The organism is Plantactinospora sp. CNZ321 (assembly GCF_004217235.1).
This window is the reverse complement of the sequence record NZ_SHKQ01000001.1, coordinates 2,904,471-2,919,653: the sequence shown is the minus strand read 5'-3', so window position 1 is coordinate 2,919,653 and position 15,183 is coordinate 2,904,471. Positions and strand designations below refer to the sequence as shown.

The following is a 15,183-nucleotide window of genomic DNA, read 5'->3' as shown; positions in this document are numbered from 1 at the left end:
GACGGATCGGCCGACCAGCCGAGACAACACCGACCGGCCCGGGCAACCGACCAGCCGAGACAACACCGACCAGCCCAGGCGACCGACCAGCCCAGGCAACAGACCAGCCCAGGCGACTGACCGCCGGCCGGAACGACCGACCGGCCGGCGGTCAGTCGCCGGGACCCGGGTCAGTTCGCCGAGACTCGCTCGGCGCGGCGGGCGGCGACGTGCTCCACCAGGGCAACCAGCACGACCTTGCCGGACTGCCGGCTGCGCGCGTCGCAGAGTACGACCGGCACGTCCGGATCCAGGTCGAGCGCGCCGCGCACCGCCTCGGCGCCGAACCGCTTGGCACCGTCGAAGCAGTTGACCCCGACCACGAACGGGATGCCCCGGCGTTCGAAGTAGTCGACCGACGGGAAGCAGTCGGCGAGTCGACGGGTGTCGGCGAGCACCACCGCACCGAGCGCGCCGAACGCCAGCTCGTCCCAGAGGAACCAGAACCGGTCCTGCCCCGGGGTACCGAAGAGATAGACCTGGAGATCGGAGTTGATCGTGATCCGGCCGAAGTCCATCGCGACGGTGGTGGTCTGCTTCCCCTCCACCCCGGACAGATCGTCGGTGCCGGCCCCGGCGTCGGTGAGCACCTCCTCGGTCTGCAAGGGACGGATCTCGCTCACCGCGCCCACCAGGGTCGTCTTGCCGACCCCGAAGCCACCGGCGATCAGGATCTTCAGGGCGAGCGGGACCCGCCGCTTCGCCGTCGGCTGGTCAGAGAGCTCGGAGTCCATCGACCACCGCCTTGAGGATGTCGTCGTCGGGGAACTGGCGTGAGGTGGGCGGGTCGTACATCGAGATCCGGCCGCTGCTGAGCAGGTCGCCGAGGAGCACCCGGATCACCCCCACCGGTAGGTTGAGGTCGGCGGCGAGATCGGCGACGGTGATCGGTCGCTGCGCCCGGGCGATGATCGCCCGCTGTTCCGGCTGCAGCTGAGGAACGCCGTCGCGGTCCTCCTCCGGTGGCCCGGCGACCACGAACGCGACCAGGTCGAACCGGCCCGCCGACGGTTGGACCCGGCCACCGGTCACCGTGTACGGCCGGACCACCGGCCCGGCGTCGTCGTCCAACCAGTCGTGGTGCGGGCCCGGTGCCTCACTGCGCATCTGCCGGCGCCCGCGGTGATCGGTTCGACGCGGACAGGTTCTGCCCCACCCGGGTCACCAGCATCGCCATCTCGTACGCGATGACGCCGATGTCCGACGCGGCACTGGCCAGTACGGCGAGGCAGGCACCCTGACCGGCGGCGGTGACGAAGAGGAAGGCGGACTCCATCTCGATCACGGTCTGCCGGACCGGTCCCGCCTGGAAGTGCCGGCTGGCTCCCTTCGCCAGGCTCTGGAAGCCGGCCGCCATCGCCGCCATGTGTTCGGCTGCCTCCCGGCCCAGGTCCCGCGACGCGGCCATCAGTAGGCCGTCCGCGGAGAGCAGCACGGCCTGCTGCGCGGAGGGTACGCGCTCCACGAGATCGTCGAGCAGCCAACCGAGATCCGCGCCCGGCTTCGTCGTGTGCACCACTCACCCGTCCCCTTCAGAATTCGTTACACCCGGATCGGCGACCCGGGAGGTGGCATCGGCGGCGCCGGGCGGCGTCAGCTCCTCGGCGTCCCGCCGCCCCCGCGCCGTACCGGACTGCAACGCGGCCATCACCGCCCGGACCTGCTCCGGGGTACGCGGCTGCGGCTCGTCCGACCCGACGTCGGCGGTAGCGCCCGCCGCGTCAACAGGGCCCGCGGCAGCGGAGCCGGCAGCGGCAGCGGAGCCGGCGGACCGGTCCGGGCCGGTCACCGGTCCGGCGCGCAGTTGCGGGGCGAGACTCGTCTGCCGAACCCGCCGGGGCAGGCCGTCCGCGCCCACCGGGCCGGCGGTCGGGCGTACCGGACCGGCGTCGACCGGGCCGGAAGTCGGGGGTACCGGGCCGGGAGTCGGGGGTACCGGGCCGGGAGTCGGAGGTACCGGGCCGGGAGTCGGAGGTACCGGGCCGGCGTCGGCCGGAACCGCCGGGAGGACCACGGTGTCGTCGTCCATTGCCGGTCGCGGCCGGCTGGCGGGCGTAACCGGGCTGGCGGCTTCCGCCGGGGCGGCGGTCGCCGGAGGCGTGCCGGCGGCGCCGACTCGGGGCACGGTCGCCGGAGGCGTGCCAGCCGACGCGGTCGGGAACGATTGCGCTGTCCCCGGGCGACTCCCCGCAGCCGGCGGTGATTGCGGTGCATCCGGGTGACTCCCCGCAGCCGGAGGCGACTGCGGTGCATCCGGGTCGTTGGCGCTGACCAGGGCGGCCAGGGCGGCGCCCGCCTTGCGCCGGGGACCGAGCCCGGTGGTCGAGCCGGGCTTCGCGGCCGGCTCGTCACCGTTCGTGAGGTCTAGCCCGGGCCGGTCGGAGCGGGCCGGCGGTCGAGTCGGATCCGAGCCGTCCGCATCACCGGCGATCGGGCCGGGACCGGTGCTCCGGGGCGTACCGTCCGACTTCGCGCCGGACCCGGCACCGCGGTCGCGCGTCGAGGTGGAGGTGTCGGGTACCACGAGATCACTGGGGATCAGCGTGACCGCCGTCACTCCGCCGTACGGAGAGGACAGCAACTGGACCCGTACGCCGTGCCTGGCGCCGAGCAGAGCGACCACGAAGAGCCCGAGCCGGGCGCTGTTCGCCGGGTCGAAGTCCGGTGGGTCGGCGAGCCGGCGGTTGGCCTGCTCGATCGCCTCGGCGGTCATGCCCAGGCCCCGATCCTCGATCTCGATCGCGTACCCGTTGGAGACCACGTGCCCGGTGACCTGCACCCGGGTGTGCGGCGGGGAGAACGAGGTGGCGTTCTCGATCAGCTCGGCGAGCAGGTGGATGACGTCACCGACCGCCCGGCCGGCGGTGGCGGCCGGCGCCACGGTGGCCAGGTCGACTCGGGCGTAGTCCTCGACCTCGGAGATCGCCCCCCGGATCACGTCCACCATGGAGACCGGGTTGCGCCAGCCCCGGCCCGGCGCGGATCCGGCGAGCACGACCAGGTCCTCGGCGTGCCGCCGCATCCGGGTCGCCATGTGGTCGAGCCGGAAGAGGTCCTCCAACTCGTCCGGCTGGGTCGCCCGCCGCTCCATCCGGTCAAGCAGCGCGAGCTGGCGGTGCAGCAGGGTCTGGCTGCGCCGGGCGATGTTGAGGAAGACGTCCCGCAGACCGCGGCGCAGCGCGGCCTCGTCGATCGCCGACGCGATGGCGGTACGCTGCACCTCGCTGAACGCGTGGCCGAGCTGGCCGATCTCGTCCTGTCCGTAGTCGAGCGGCGGCGCCTCGGCCTCGACGTCCACCTCCTCGCCCCTGCGCAGCCGTCCGACGACATCCGGCAGCCGTTCGTCCGCCATGTTCAGTGCGTCGGCGCGCAGGCTGGTCAGCCGCCGCACCAGGGACCGGCCGATCCGCAGCGCGATGACCGCCGAGAGGAGTACGGCGACGAAGCCGAGCAGGCCGGCGAGACCCAACCGGAGCAGGATGCCGACGGCCACCGGTCGGCTCCGCTCGGTGAGCGATTCCGCGCCCCTCAGCTCGAAGTCGCGCAGTTCCCGCTGGACCGCCTCGTAGCTGTTCTGCCACGCCCGGGCGTCGACCGGCAGCGTGCTGCCGCCGCCACGGCTGATCAGGTCGTCCTCCATCCGGCGCAGCCGGACGTATGCGTCCCCCTCGGTGAGCTCCTGGTACGCCATCCGGTCGGCGTCCGGCAGCTCCGCCGTGGTCGACGCGTAGAGGAATCGCTGGGTGCCGACGATCTGGACGAACTGGGCGTGCTCGCCCGCCCCGAAGCGCCCGGCGCTGAACGCACCGGCGAGCAGCGCGTCGGCCTGGGCCCCGACCTCGCGGGCCCGGCCGAGTTCGGTCAGGCTCCGGGCCTCCCGGGCGAGGGCGTCGTCCGGCAGCGTGTTCAGCGCGGAGAACGTCCGGAACGCGGCGTCGATGATTCCGCTGTAGAGGCCGAGCGCACCACTGGCGTCGACGGTGCGCCGGTCGATGAAGACGCGTCCGGACCGCAGTGCGTCGATCGCGGTGAGCAGCTGGTCGATCCGGGCGTCGATCAGCGCACCGGTGGTGTCCCGCAGGTCTGCGTCGGTGGTCCGGCGGCGGAACTCGGCAATTGCCTGGTCGGTCCGGGTCCGCTGGTCGGCGAGGGCGGCGCGGACGCTCGGGTCGACCAGGTGTCGCACCGAGAGGCGGCGCTCCTGCTGCAACTCCACCACGAGCACCGCACCGGGCCGCCCCACCTCGTCGAGCAGGGTCTGGGCGGCGAGTAGCTTCGACGCGGGCCCGACGGTGAGCGTGGTCGCGAAGATCCAGAGCGCCGACAACGCGACGATCGGCACGGCGACCAGCGCGACGATCTTCGAGCGGATCGGCCAGTTCTGGGTTTCCATCAGACCTCGCCGGAAGGGGATATGTCAGGGGCGACACCCGCACCGGCGGCCCGCGGCTCCGGACAGAGTCGAGGGTCACGGGCGCGCGTGCCTTCGGCAGGATACGTAATCGGCGCCGTGTGCACTACCGGACGAGAGGCTTCCAGTTGATCCAATCCGACAATTAAATTGACAACTATCTTTCTCAAATGGCTCCGACCCTGCTCGCCGGGGTGGGCCGGAGCGCCGACCGGCCCACCCCACCGACCGTTTCTGCCGGCATCCCCCTCCGCGACGGCCGTCACCGGCGTCCGCGGGCCGTCCGCCGCCGGTCCCGCTCCGCCGTGGTCCGGCCCAACCCGATCGCCAGCACCAGGTAGGGCAGGGCGAGCAGCCCGAAGACCACGCCGTGCCCGGCAACCGTCGAGGCGAGGGCGTACCCGCCGTACACCGCGATGGTGACCAGTTCGGTGCCGAGTCCGGCCAACGACGTCACGGTGGCCCTGGCCGGTCCGGCGATGCTCTCCTGGAGGCGTACGTCGGCCACCAGGCTTGCCATCTGCAGGGCGCAGAACGCTGCCGCCACCAGTACGAAGCCCGCCGGCCGGCCGGTCAGCGCACCCAGGGCCAGGGTGATCGAGGCCGCCCCCACCACCACGGCGAACCACCGCGCCGGCAGCCGCTGCCCGAACGGGGTGAGCAGGCCGCCGAGCATCACCCCGGCCCAGACCAGCAACACCAGCAGCGGCACGTCGGCGGCCGGGGCGACCTCACCGGCCAGCAACGGCACGTACTCCTCCAGCCCGCCCCAGATGCCGAGCATCGCCGGCAGGATCAGCAGCGCCCGGCGTACCGTCCGGCTGTGCCGGGCCTCGGCCAACGCCCCGCGCAGGATCGCGAGCGGACCAGATGCCCCCGCCTCGACCACCGGCGCCGGGGCGAGCTGGACGAGATCCCCGGACGGCACTCGGGTCCCACCGCCCGACGCGACGACGCCCCCTCCCTCCGGGACGGGGTCGGCGGACGGGGCGGCGGGCGGTGCCGGTGCCCGGTGTTCCGGCAGTGCCAGCCCCACCGCCGCACAGAGCAGGCTGGCCAGTACGCTGGCGACCCCGACCGCGGGGTAACCGCCGACCGCGAAGACCGGACTTGCGACCGCGATCGCCAGCAGCGCGCCGAGCAGGCTCACGGTGCTGGCCCGTCCGATCACCCGGCCGTAGCGGTCGGCCAGACCGAGCCGGTCGAGTTCGTCGTAGAGCAGGGCCTCGGAGGCGCCGGACTGGAGGGCACCCCGCGCGCCCCAGAGCACGAAGCCGAGCGCGAAGACCCAGTAGGAGGGTGCCGCGACCCAGAGCCCGAAGCCGACCGCGCCGAGCAGCGGGCCACCGGCGAGCAGCAGACGCCGGGAGACGGCGTCGGCCCAGACCCCCGACGGGACCTCAAGGACGATCCCGGTCAGCGACCAGATGACGAAGAGCGAGGAGATCTGCGCGACCGAAAGCCCGGTGTCGGTGAACAGCAGCGCGTACACCGGGTAGAGCAGGACGAAGTCGTCCAGGAATGCGTACAGGTAGAAGGTGGTGATCAACCGCCGCGCACGAGCTGCCGGCGCGGACGACGAGGTGACGGGCATGAGGCCTTCCCACGGGGACGAATCGGACTCGGAATCGGGTCACGAACGTCCCGGGCGGGCCCCGGCAGCGCGGTCCGGGCCGGCCTCCGGCGGGGAATTAATGTCGGTGCGTCATGCCGGCAGTCTAAGCGGTCGGTGGGCTCGCCGGAGAACGGGACGGGGCGTCCCTCGGCGCGCTCACGCCGAGGGACGCCCCGTCCGACTGCCGGGAGCCGGGCTCGTTCTGCCGGGAACCGGGCTCTTTTCCGGGGGACGCCGGATCAGGCGCCCGCCGCCAGCCCCAGCCCCTCGGCGACCCGTCGCCCGTACGCCTCGTCGCACTGGTGCAGGTGCCGGACCATCTGCTCCTGGATGTGCTTGTCGCACTGGCCGAGCTGATTGATCATGTTTTTCACCAGGTCGTCCCGCTCCCACGCCGGCATGGTGCGGAACCGCTCGCCCGCCTGGGCGTAGTTGTTCTCCCGCTCGATCGGAGCCCGCATCACCCGCCCGGAGACGTGCGGCCGGTACTCCCGGTACGACCCGTCGGCCTCGGCCAGCCCCGCGGCGGAGGAGGGCTCGTAGTTGATGTGCGGGTTGCCGCCCCGGTTGTCCACCCCGTACGCCATCTGCCCGCCATCCTGGTTGGTGTTGACCTGGACGTCCTGCCGGGGCGCGTTGACCGGCAACTGGAGGTAGTTCGGACCCACCCGGTACCGCTGGGTGTCGGAGTAGGAGAAGGTCCGACCGACCAGCATCTTGTCGTCGCTGAAGTCCAGCCCGTCGACCAGCACACCGGTGCCGAACGCGATCTGCTCGTTCTCGTTGTGGAAGTTGCTGACGTTGCGGTTCAGGGTCATCATCCCGACCGGGCGCAGCGGGAAGACGTCCTCCGGCCAGGTCTTGGTGTCGTCGAGCGGGTCGAAGTCCAGCTCCGGGTGCTCGTCGTCGCTCATGATCTGGACGTTCAGCTCCCACCTCGGGTACTCGCCGCGCTCGATCGCCTCGTAGAGGTCCTTGGACGCGTGCCCCAGCTCGGTCGCCTGGATGGCCGCGGCCTGCTCCTCGGTCAGCGACTCGATGCCCTGCTGCGACTTCCAGTGGTACTTGACCAGTACGCCCTCGCCGGCCGCGTTGACCATCCGGTAGGTGTTCACCCCGAAGCCGTCCTGGGTCCGGTAGTTGGCCGGGATGCCGCGCGGGCTGAACAGCCAGGTCAGCATGTGCATCGACTCGGGCGCGTTGGACATGAAGTCGAAGATCCGGTTCGGCTCCTGCCGGAAGGTGACGGGGTCCGGCTTCAGGGCGTGGATCACGTCCGGAAACTTGATCGCGTCCCGGATGAAGAAGACCGGCAGGTTGTTGCCGACCAGGTCCCAGTTGCCGTCGTCGGTGCGGAACTTGACCGCGAAGCCGCGCGGGTCGCGGGTCGCCTCGGAGGAGTCCCGGCCACCGATCACTGTGGAGAACCGGATCGAGACCGGGGTCTTCTTCCCCCTGCTCTGGAAGAGCTTGGCCCGGGTGTACGTCGACGCCGGCTCGTCGCCGATCGTCCCGTACGCCTCGAACTCGCCGTGCGCGACGAAGCCGCGCGCGTGCACCACCCGCTCCGGGATGCGCTCCCGGTCGAAGTGGCTGATCTTCTCCAGAAAGTGGTAGTTCTCCAGCGTGGCCGGGCCGCGCGAGCCCACCGTCCGCTGCTGCTGGTTGTTGTGTACGGGGTGACCCTGTCGGGTCGTGAGCGTCGGCTTCTTCACCTGGGGATCGCTCATCGGTCTCCTCCTGTCCATGCTCTTCCTGGCAGTCGGGCAATGCCGGGACGTGATCCTGATCCCGCTCGGAAAGCGGATGTTCCGCCCAGTCCAACGGAGGGCGACGACCTGCGACCCGATCACCGGGTGATCCACCGCGGCCGGGTGGAGTTCGTCGCCGAGCAGTGCCCGCCTCGGGCCGGGCCTGCCGGGTGCCGGTCGCCGGAACCGGCCGTACTGGCCGGTCATGGGCCGGTCGTGGCCGGTGCGGCTCCGCCCGGCACCAGACCAGCCAACCGCGTTTTCTGGAATGAGTCAAGTTATGTCGTACATCCCACTCCGGCCCCGCCGACCTCGCCGCGCCGGTCCCGAGGTGGCCGCGGCGGCCTGAGGACGTAGCTGACCGCCTCACCCCGTCGGGGCGGCGCGTCTCCCCGCACCAGTTGTTCCGGCCGATTTTCCCAATCGGACACCCTACGACCGGTTCCTTACGCTCCGCGCCGGTTCCCGTCAGCGGGCAGGAAAGTGTGTGCCAGATCTGGATTGGCGATCAGGGTGCAGCGGGAATACCAGGAGACGAAGGAGGAACCATGTCGCCCATAGAAGTCGTCCTCATCGTCCTTGTGGTCCTCGTCGTCGCCGCAGCCGTACCGGCCATCTGGGTGGTAAGCCGCCGCCGCGCCCTGCGCAGCCGGTTCGGCCCGGAGTACGACCGGGTGGTCGCCGAGCAGCAGAGCCGGTCCGCAGCCGAGCACGAACTCCGGGAGCGGGAACGCCGGCACGCCGAGCTGACGCTCACTCCGCTCTCCGCCGACTCGCGCCGGCAGTACGCGGCCGACTGGGAGGAGATCCAGGCCCGGTTCGTCGACTCCCCCGCCGAGGCGGTGGGTGCGGCGGACGAACTGGTCACCCGGCTGATCGCCGAGCGCGGCTATCCGATCGGCGAGTACGACGACCAGCTCGCCCGCCTCTCCGTCGAGCACGCCCGCACCCTGACCCACTACCGGGACGCGCACGAAATCCAACTGCGCAACGAGCGTGGCGAGGCCAGCACCGAGCAGCTCCGCCAGGCCGTCGTGCACTACCGCGCGCTCTTCGCCGACCTGCTCGGTGAGGACCCCGTACGCCAGTCCTCGGACGAGACCCGTCCGGACACCCCGCAGGACGTACCGAGCCGGTGAGGAGGCACCCTGCCATGCGTCAACAGGAACAGCAGATCGACAACGACGACGCCGACGTGACCCGCTCCGACGCCGACGTGACCCGCTCCGAGGACGGGGCACTGGACGACGACCGCTTCGCCGAGCGCTCGTCGACGGACCGCACCGGAGACCTCGACGGCGCCACCGGGAGCGCTGGCGACCGAGGTGACCTCGACGGCGTCACCGAAAGCACCGGTGACCGGGGTGACCTGGCCGACGCCGGCCGGGCCGGCAGCGACGGGCCGACCGGCGAGGCCGCCGGAAACACCGGCACGGTCTACGCCACCGCCGAAGCGGACGGCGCCGACGAGGCCCGGAGCGATGCCCGCCAGCGCTCGGACACACCGGAGTTCCACGAGCCGGCGCCGCTGCCCACCGCCTTCGGTGCCAGCACCGTCGGCGGCGCGGTGGCCGCCTCGGCACTGGCCGGCAGTCACCGCGACCCGCGCAGCGAAGACACGGTCCGCTCCGGGGACGGCCCGGCCGACGACCGGATCGACGGGGTCGGCGATGCCACCCGGGCCGGCGTACCGGCCGACGGCGACGAGCCGGTTCGGCCGGTGGACCCATCCGGCCGGACCTTGCCGGAGGGCTCGGCGGTCGGGGTGGCGCATCCGGTGAACGGGGACGCGGCCAGCACGGGCGACACCGACGCGCTGGCCGGGGAGACCCGCTCGCCGACGCCGGCCGGCGACCGGAACGAGCCGGCCACAACGGACGACGAGTTCACTACGGACGACGCGACCGCCAGCGACGACGCGACCACCACGACGGATGGTGGCGGGACGGCGGACGGTGGGCTGCCGCCCGGTGCCGAGCCGGCCGAGCCGATCGTCGCGCTCCTCGACCAGGAGGCGGTGCAGGGCTTCCGGGACCGCTGGCGGGATGTGCAGCTCCGGTTCGTCGACGATCCGCCGGGCGCCACCGAGCAGGCCCACCGGCTGGTACGGGAGTCCGTGGAGGCGGTCACCGCCGCCCTGACCCGGCAGAGTGACGAACTCGGCGGCTGGCAGAACGAGGACGGTACCGACACCGAGCGGTTGCGGATGGTGGTCCGCCGGCACCGGGACTTCCTGGACCGCCTACTCGGCCGGTAACCGGCCCGACGGCTCCCCGACGCCCCGACCCGGTGGGCGCCGGGGAGCCGTCGGCCGTCCGGCACCCGGTGCGGGCCGGTGCGGCGTGGGCCGGTGGGTCGGGGCGGGCGCGGAGAGGCATGGCGCGGGTCGTCCGGGGTAGCCGAATCGGAGGACTAGTCGCATCCGGACAGGAGGGCAGCAAGCATGACGGAGCGCGATCCGACCCGCAACCGGCCGTTGGAGGAAAGCCCGGAGGTGGCTGCCGCGATCGAGGACGACGTCGCCGTACCGCAGCTCGCCGCCGACGGTGGCCGGGGTGCGGAGAATCCGGACTTCGTGGACCCGGAGGACGTTCCCGGCGACTTCCCGCCCACCGAGAACCTGCTCGGCGATGCGTACGGGCAGGGCGCGGGCGGTGCCGGTGAGACGCGTACCGGTGCCGAGCAGCCGTGGGACCCGGAGGACCTGGCGGTGGCGCAGGGCCGCGACCCGACGCCGGAGAACGTGCGGCGGGCCGGCGAGGAGCTGGACCGGGAGGGCAGCGCGGCCACGGTGGAGAAGACGGTGCCCTGATCGGGGTACCACCGGAACGGAACCGGGGGCGGTCCCCGTCCGGTGCGTTGAACGCGCCGGACGGGGACCGCCGGTGGTGGTGCTGCCCTGCTGGGCCAGTTGCTACCAGCCGATCAGAGCGCCGGGTAGGCGTTCTGCATCAGCTCGGTGAGCTGCGCCGGGAACCAGGCACCCGAGATCGGGGCACCGGAAAGCGCGCCGCTCATGTTGTTGTTGTTCCGCGGGTTGCCGCCGTAGGTCGGGTCGCACATCCGGTCGAAGCCCTTGCCCTCGTCGTTGTCGATCGCGGTGCTGGAGCCGTCCGACTCGCCCGGGGGCTTGATCCAGACGTACGCGTCGATCCCGGTCGCCGGGTTGGCCCGCGGCCGCTCACCCAGACCGGCACCGCTCTGGTTGCACCAGTTGCCGAGGTGGATCCGGCGGTCGATGCGGGAGCCGTCGACCTGCTCGTCGACGGTGCCCGAGGTGACCGGGCCGGTGGGCCGGGCCGAGCCGCCCCAACCGTTACGCGAGGTGTCGATCAGCATGCCGATGCTGCTGGAGAAGCCCTGCGAGATCAGCTCGGTCCGGAGGGCCTGGGCGAAGCGCTGCTCGTCCACGTACCGGTTGTAGTCGATCCACTTCGACAGCCGGTTCTGCTCGGTCACGTTGAGGTACGGCTCGACGGTGGCCGAGTAGTTGGCGGTGTTGGCGATGAAGCCGTGCACGTTGGCCACGGTGCTGCCCTCGGCGCGGGCGGCCTCGGCGAAGATCTGCGCGGAGGGCCGGAAGTTGTCGTCCCACCCGATCCAGCCGTGGTGGCCGGCGTCGATGTAGTTGTAGACGTTCGGGATCGCGCCGAGCTTGGCCAGGGCGTAGCCGACACCCTTGACGTAGTTGCCGTTGGCCTTCATCGTGTTGCAGTTGTCGGTCGCGGTCTCCCGCGGCGCCACGTTGGTGACCAGGTTCGGCAGCGAGTCGATCTCGATGATCGCGATGATCCGCAGGTTCCGGTAGGCCGAATCCGACATGATCGCGGCGATCGGGTCGATGTACTCGGTCTTGTACTTGGGCAGCTCGTCCGCCGCGAGTTCACCGTTCGAGGCCAGCGCCGCGCAGTCCCGGCCCGGCAGGTTGTAGATGACGATCTGGATGTAGCCGGCGTTCTGCGCCAGCGCCTCGTCCAGGTGGTCCCGCAGGCCCATCGGGCCGTTGGAGCTGCTGTCCGGGGTGCCGGTGATCGCGGCGATCCGGTCGAGCCAGACACCGGTCGGGTTGTTGGAGATCCGGCTGCCGCCGGAGACGCTCTCCGCCTTGGCCTTCCACTCCGGGTTCACGTAGCCCTGGGCGCCGGCGTACGGGTTGTCCACTCGGCCGGGGCCGGGGTTGCCGGTCGGTCCGGTGGTCGGCGGCGTGGTCGGCGGGTTGGTCGGGTTGCCCGTCGGTCCACTGGTCGGCGGCGTGGTCGGCGCGGTGCCGTTGCAGGTCGTCCCGTTGATGCTGAAGGACGTCGGTGCCGGGTTGCTGCCGCTCCAGGAACCGTTGAACCCGATGCCGGTGGACGCGCCGGTGGCCAGGTTGCCGTTCCAGGACATGTTCGTGGCCGTCACCTGGCTGCCGGACTGGGTCCAGTTGGCCGACCAGCCCTGAGTCACCCGCTGGCTGCTGTCCGGGAAGGTGAAGCGGAGGGTCCAGCCGTTGATCGCGTCACCGACGTTCCGGATGGTGATGTTGGCGCTGAAACCACCCTGCCACTGGTTGGCACTGTAGGTGACGCTGCACCCGGGGGCCGCCTGCGCCACCGACGCCGGGATGGTGACCAGACCGGCGGCGACCAAAGCGCTCGCACCGGCCACCGCGACGGCTTTCTGCCGAATGGACAATCTACTCCGTAAATTCATGCCACTGATCTCCTTGAGCCAGCCGGTCACGTCAGGCGGAACCGGCGCGGCGGTCACGCGGACGTCGCGTCAGGTGTGGATTACGTCCGTGGTACGCCATGGGGGACTGCGGTATGCCCGACCCGGACGGGCGCAACTGGTGGTGGTGCCGGCCGCGGTCAGCGGCCGTGGTGCGACGACGCCGTCCGGTGAACCGGTTGCCCTCGACGCCTGCTGCGCGGTGTGGCTCCCCCGGCACAGTGGATGAATTCTTGCATGGGAGCGCTTCCACCACAACACCCCGATACTGATGGCTGACGATTCCCTGCTCGCGCCGGCCGCCGGCAGGGACCGCCACGACCTGCGGCGGCGTGGCCAGAGCCGGGCACAGTGGACCACCTCGGACCGGAGCCTACCGCGCGAACCCGGCCCGGTCGCGGTACGGAAACCCATGTCCGGGACCGGTCGCTCGACATCGAACGACGATCAGGTTCCTCGATGTGTCCACGTTGGAGCGAGCCCTCGGCGGAGGGCGTCCGGGGCTCACCGGACCGGGCGGGCACGAACCGGACGACCGCCCCCGATCCCCCGGATCGGCTCGATCACGGCGCAACCAGCCGCTCGGCGCCCGTTCCGGCCGCCGGACGCCTTCTCCACCCGTTCGTGGAAAAGACGAGAAAATCCGATGAAAGCTCGCGAATTCGCTAATCTCGGTCATGGCTCGTCTGCCGACGAGCTGAGGCAAGAGGGAAGGATGACGAAAGTCATGTCCAAGAAGTTCCTCGGCAAGATGATCGCAGGAGCCGCCCTCGGCGGCGCCTCCCTACTCGCTTTCTCCCCTGCGGCCGCCCTGGCGGACGGCGGCTACCACCCGGAGGGGTACCACAACGACAGCTCCGGGAAGGTCTTCGCGAAGCCGCACGCGGCGAAGCCCGGGCAGAAGGTCGAACTCGTCGAGGTCTGCCCCGACGCGCAGGAGCACGCCTGGTTGTGGTCGAAGGTCACCGGAAAGGTGGACCTGGCCCCCGAGAAGCACCGGGACGGCCACAAGACCGACACGAAGCCCGAGTACTCCGGCGGCGCGGAGAAGGGTTCCGGGGAGAACGGCGGCAAGGAGAACGGTGGCGGGGACGCCTACCAGGACGGCGAGGACTACAGCGGCGGGGAGGACTACAAGAAGGAGAGTGAGTACCAGGAGTACCTCCGGTACAAGGAGTACCAGGAGTACCAGGAGTACCGCCGCTACAAGGAAAAGAAGCACGGGGCGGCCCCGGCGGAGAACGGGGCGCCCCGGGCCGAATCCGCTCCGTCGACCGCCGAGCAGGCACCGGCGGCACCCGGTCCGTCGGCCGACGGGGTGCCGGCACCGGCCCCCTCGGCGAGTGGTCAGCCCCAGCAGCAGCCCGCCGAGGGTCAGCAGCCACCGGACGGACAACCGGCACCGGGCGGCACCGGCGGGATGGCGCTGGACGACGGTGGGCACGGCTGGACGGAGAGTGGGAAGGCCGAGGACTCCAGGCACGGCTGGGAACGGGCCGGGCAGAGCAAGGACGGCTGGGAAGCCGAGCAGAGCAAGGACGGCTGGGAAGCCGAGCAGAGCAAGGACGGCTGGGAAGCCGAGGAAGAGGCCAAGTCGGACTGGCACGGCGGCGCCGAGGAGAAGAAGGCCGGCCACGAGTACCGGGCCAGCGTCACGATCCCCTGGGACGCCAAGCCGGGGTCGTACGACCTCAAGGGCTCCTGCGGCGAGGGCAAGCTGATCATCCTGCCGAAGGGCTGGGTCGACGGGGGTGACGGCGGGCCGACCTCCGGAAACAGCGACAACCTCGCGGTCGCCGGGGTCGGGATGCTCGGGTTGGCCGGACTCGGCGGACTGGTGCTGATGCGGCAGCGCCGTACCGATGAGTCAGCCGTCTGACACGACGGCGAGCGGTGCCGGCGGCCAGCACGGGAGACCGTGGCGGGTTGCCGGCACCGTACTCGTCGCCCTGCTGGCCCTGCTGGGGGCCGGCCTGATCGGGGCCGCCCTGAACGCGCCGGATCCGACCTCGCCGCCGCAGCCGAGCGCCGGTGCCGCCCCGGACTACCCGGACCGGGCGGCCCGCGACGCGGCGGCCGGGACGGACCTCCGGACCGCACCGGCATCCCCGGCGGCTCCGGAGAACGGGGGTGACGCCTCGCCCGCGCCCGTGACCGCACGGGTGCTGACCAGGTCGGAACCGATCAAGGTCACGATTCCGAAGATCGGCGTGGACGCGACCGTCATGCCCGTGGGGCTCACCCCGACCGGCATGGTGCAGGTGCCACCGCTGGCCAAGGCGGAGCTGGCCGGCTGGTACGCACCTGGTCCGAGTCCGGGCGAGGCCGGCAATGCCGTGATCGTCGGCCACGTCGACTCGCAGAAGGTCGGACCGGCCGTCTTCTTCCGGCTCGGCGCCCTGCTGCCCGGGGACCGCGTCGAGGTGATCCGCAGGGACGGCCGTCTGGCCACCTTCGTGGTGGACGGCGTGAAGTCGTACCCGAAGACCGCCTTTCCCACCGACCTCGTCTACGGCCCGACCGACGAGCCGGGGTTGCGCCTGGTGACCTGCGGCGGGGACTTCGACGAGTTGGCCGGCTCCTATCCGGACAACATCATCGCCTTCGCCCGGCTCGCCGGGTAGCGGCGACGGCGCCCGGCACGGGCCAGGGGGACA

The 15,183-nt window shown here is 71.6% G+C and carries 12 protein-coding genes; 5 read left to right on the top strand and 7 right to left on the bottom strand.

Features of this window, described 5'->3' with window-relative positions; genetic code table 11:
* Window positions 1-170 precede the first annotated feature (170 nt).
* From EV371_RS13060 to EV371_RS13035, 6 genes are all read right to left on the bottom strand, one after another.
* A complete protein-coding gene (locus EV371_RS13060; protein ID WP_130462279.1) occupies window positions 171-773 on the bottom strand; it encodes an ATP/GTP-binding protein in 603 nt (200 codons plus the stop codon).
* Complete coding sequence (locus tag EV371_RS13055) at window positions 754-1,146, bottom strand: DUF742 domain-containing protein (protein WP_130462278.1); 393 nt, start codon at window positions 1,144-1,146, stop codon at window positions 754-756. The genes EV371_RS13060 and EV371_RS13055 overlap by 20 nt, the downstream gene beginning before the upstream one ends.
* Window positions 1,136-1,558 (bottom strand): roadblock/LC7 domain-containing protein, encoded by a 423-nt coding sequence (locus tag EV371_RS13050; protein ID WP_130462277.1) that lies wholly within the window; start codon window positions 1,556-1,558, stop codon window positions 1,136-1,138. Before EV371_RS13050 ends, EV371_RS13055 begins: the two co-directional genes overlap by 11 nt.
* Window positions 1,559-4,432: a nitrate- and nitrite sensing domain-containing protein gene (locus EV371_RS13045; protein ID WP_207230473.1), complete on the bottom strand. Its 2,874-nt coding sequence runs from the start codon at window positions 4,430-4,432 to the stop codon at window positions 1,559-1,561.
* A 280-nt stretch (window positions 4,433-4,712) separates the two neighbouring features.
* Window positions 4,713-6,044, bottom strand: a complete 1,332-nt coding sequence (locus tag EV371_RS13040) for an MFS transporter (RefSeq protein ID WP_130462276.1) — start codon at window positions 6,042-6,044, stop codon at window positions 4,713-4,715.
* A 260-nt stretch (window positions 6,045-6,304) separates the two neighbouring features.
* Entirely contained in the window at window positions 6,305-7,795 is a 1,491-nt protein-coding gene (locus tag EV371_RS13035; protein ID WP_130462275.1) for a catalase, read from the bottom strand.
* 569 nt (window positions 7,796-8,364) lie between these two features.
* On the opposite strand from EV371_RS13035, the gene EV371_RS13030 reads away from it, so the two are divergent.
* The 3 genes from EV371_RS13030 to EV371_RS13020 all read left to right on the top strand — a co-directional run bounded on the left by EV371_RS13030 (window position 8,365) and on the right by EV371_RS13020 (window position 10,628).
* Window positions 8,365-8,955 (top strand): hypothetical protein, encoded by a 591-nt coding sequence (locus EV371_RS13030; RefSeq protein ID WP_130462274.1) that lies wholly within the window; start codon window positions 8,365-8,367, stop codon window positions 8,953-8,955.
* A gap of 14 nt (window positions 8,956-8,969) precedes the next feature.
* On the top strand, window positions 8,970-10,073 hold the full coding sequence (locus tag EV371_RS13025; protein ID WP_130462273.1) for a hypothetical protein: 1,104 nt from the start codon (window positions 8,970-8,972) through the stop codon (window positions 10,071-10,073).
* A gap of 186 nt (window positions 10,074-10,259) precedes the next feature.
* Window positions 10,260-10,628 carry a hypothetical protein gene (locus EV371_RS13020; RefSeq protein ID WP_130462272.1) on the top strand — a complete coding sequence of 123 codons (369 nt, stop codon included), beginning with the start codon at window positions 10,260-10,262 and terminating at the stop codon, window positions 10,626-10,628.
* A 113-nt stretch (window positions 10,629-10,741) separates the two neighbouring features.
* On the opposite strand, the gene EV371_RS13015 is transcribed toward EV371_RS13020, so the two are convergent.
* The gene (locus tag EV371_RS13015) at window positions 10,742-12,508 is read right to left on the bottom strand and encodes a glycoside hydrolase family 6 protein (RefSeq protein WP_130462271.1); all 1,767 of its coding nucleotides are present in this window, start codon (window positions 12,506-12,508) and stop codon (window positions 10,742-10,744) included.
* 745 nt (window positions 12,509-13,253) lie between these two features.
* Between EV371_RS13015 and EV371_RS13010 the strand changes: the two genes are divergently transcribed.
* Complete coding sequence (locus EV371_RS13010; protein WP_130462270.1) at window positions 13,254-14,405, top strand: hypothetical protein; 1,152 nt, start codon at window positions 13,254-13,256, stop codon at window positions 14,403-14,405.
* A complete protein-coding gene (locus EV371_RS13005) occupies window positions 14,389-15,150 on the top strand; it encodes a class F sortase (RefSeq protein WP_130462269.1) in 762 nt (253 codons plus the stop codon). The genes EV371_RS13010 and EV371_RS13005 overlap by 17 nt, the downstream gene beginning before the upstream one ends.
* Window positions 15,151-15,183 lie beyond the last annotated feature (33 nt).

Excerpts from the sequence above, each read along its gene's own strand:
- EV371_RS13030 (WP_130462274.1), top strand. The coding sequence starts at position 8,365 with ATGTCGCCCATAGAAGTCGTCCTCATCGTCCTTGTGGTCCTCGTCGTC.
- EV371_RS13055 (WP_130462278.1), bottom strand. The coding sequence starts at position 1,146 with ATGCGCAGTGAGGCACCGGGCCCGCACCACGACTGGTTGGACGACGAC.
- EV371_RS13060 (WP_130462279.1), bottom strand. The coding sequence starts at position 773 with ATGGACTCCGAGCTCTCTGACCAGCCGACGGCGAAGCGGCGGGTCCCG.
- EV371_RS13035 (WP_130462275.1), bottom strand. The coding sequence starts at position 7,795 with ATGAGCGATCCCCAGGTGAAGAAGCCGACGCTCACGACCCGACAGGGT.
- EV371_RS13040 (WP_130462276.1), bottom strand. The coding sequence starts at position 6,044 with ATGCCCGTCACCTCGTCGTCCGCGCCGGCAGCTCGTGCGCGGCGGTTG.
- EV371_RS13015 (WP_130462271.1), bottom strand. The coding sequence starts at position 12,508 with ATGAATTTACGGAGTAGATTGTCCATTCGGCAGAAAGCCGTCGCGGTG.
- EV371_RS13010 (WP_130462270.1), top strand. The coding sequence starts at position 13,254 with ATGTCCAAGAAGTTCCTCGGCAAGATGATCGCAGGAGCCGCCCTCGGC.
- EV371_RS13005 (WP_130462269.1), top strand. The coding sequence starts at position 14,389 with ATGAGTCAGCCGTCTGACACGACGGCGAGCGGTGCCGGCGGCCAGCAC.
- EV371_RS13025 (WP_130462273.1), top strand. The coding sequence starts at position 8,970 with ATGCGTCAACAGGAACAGCAGATCGACAACGACGACGCCGACGTGACC.
- EV371_RS13020 (WP_130462272.1), top strand. The coding sequence starts at position 10,260 with ATGACGGAGCGCGATCCGACCCGCAACCGGCCGTTGGAGGAAAGCCCG.
- EV371_RS13045 (WP_207230473.1), bottom strand. The coding sequence starts at position 4,432 with ATGGAAACCCAGAACTGGCCGATCCGCTCGAAGATCGTCGCGCTGGTC.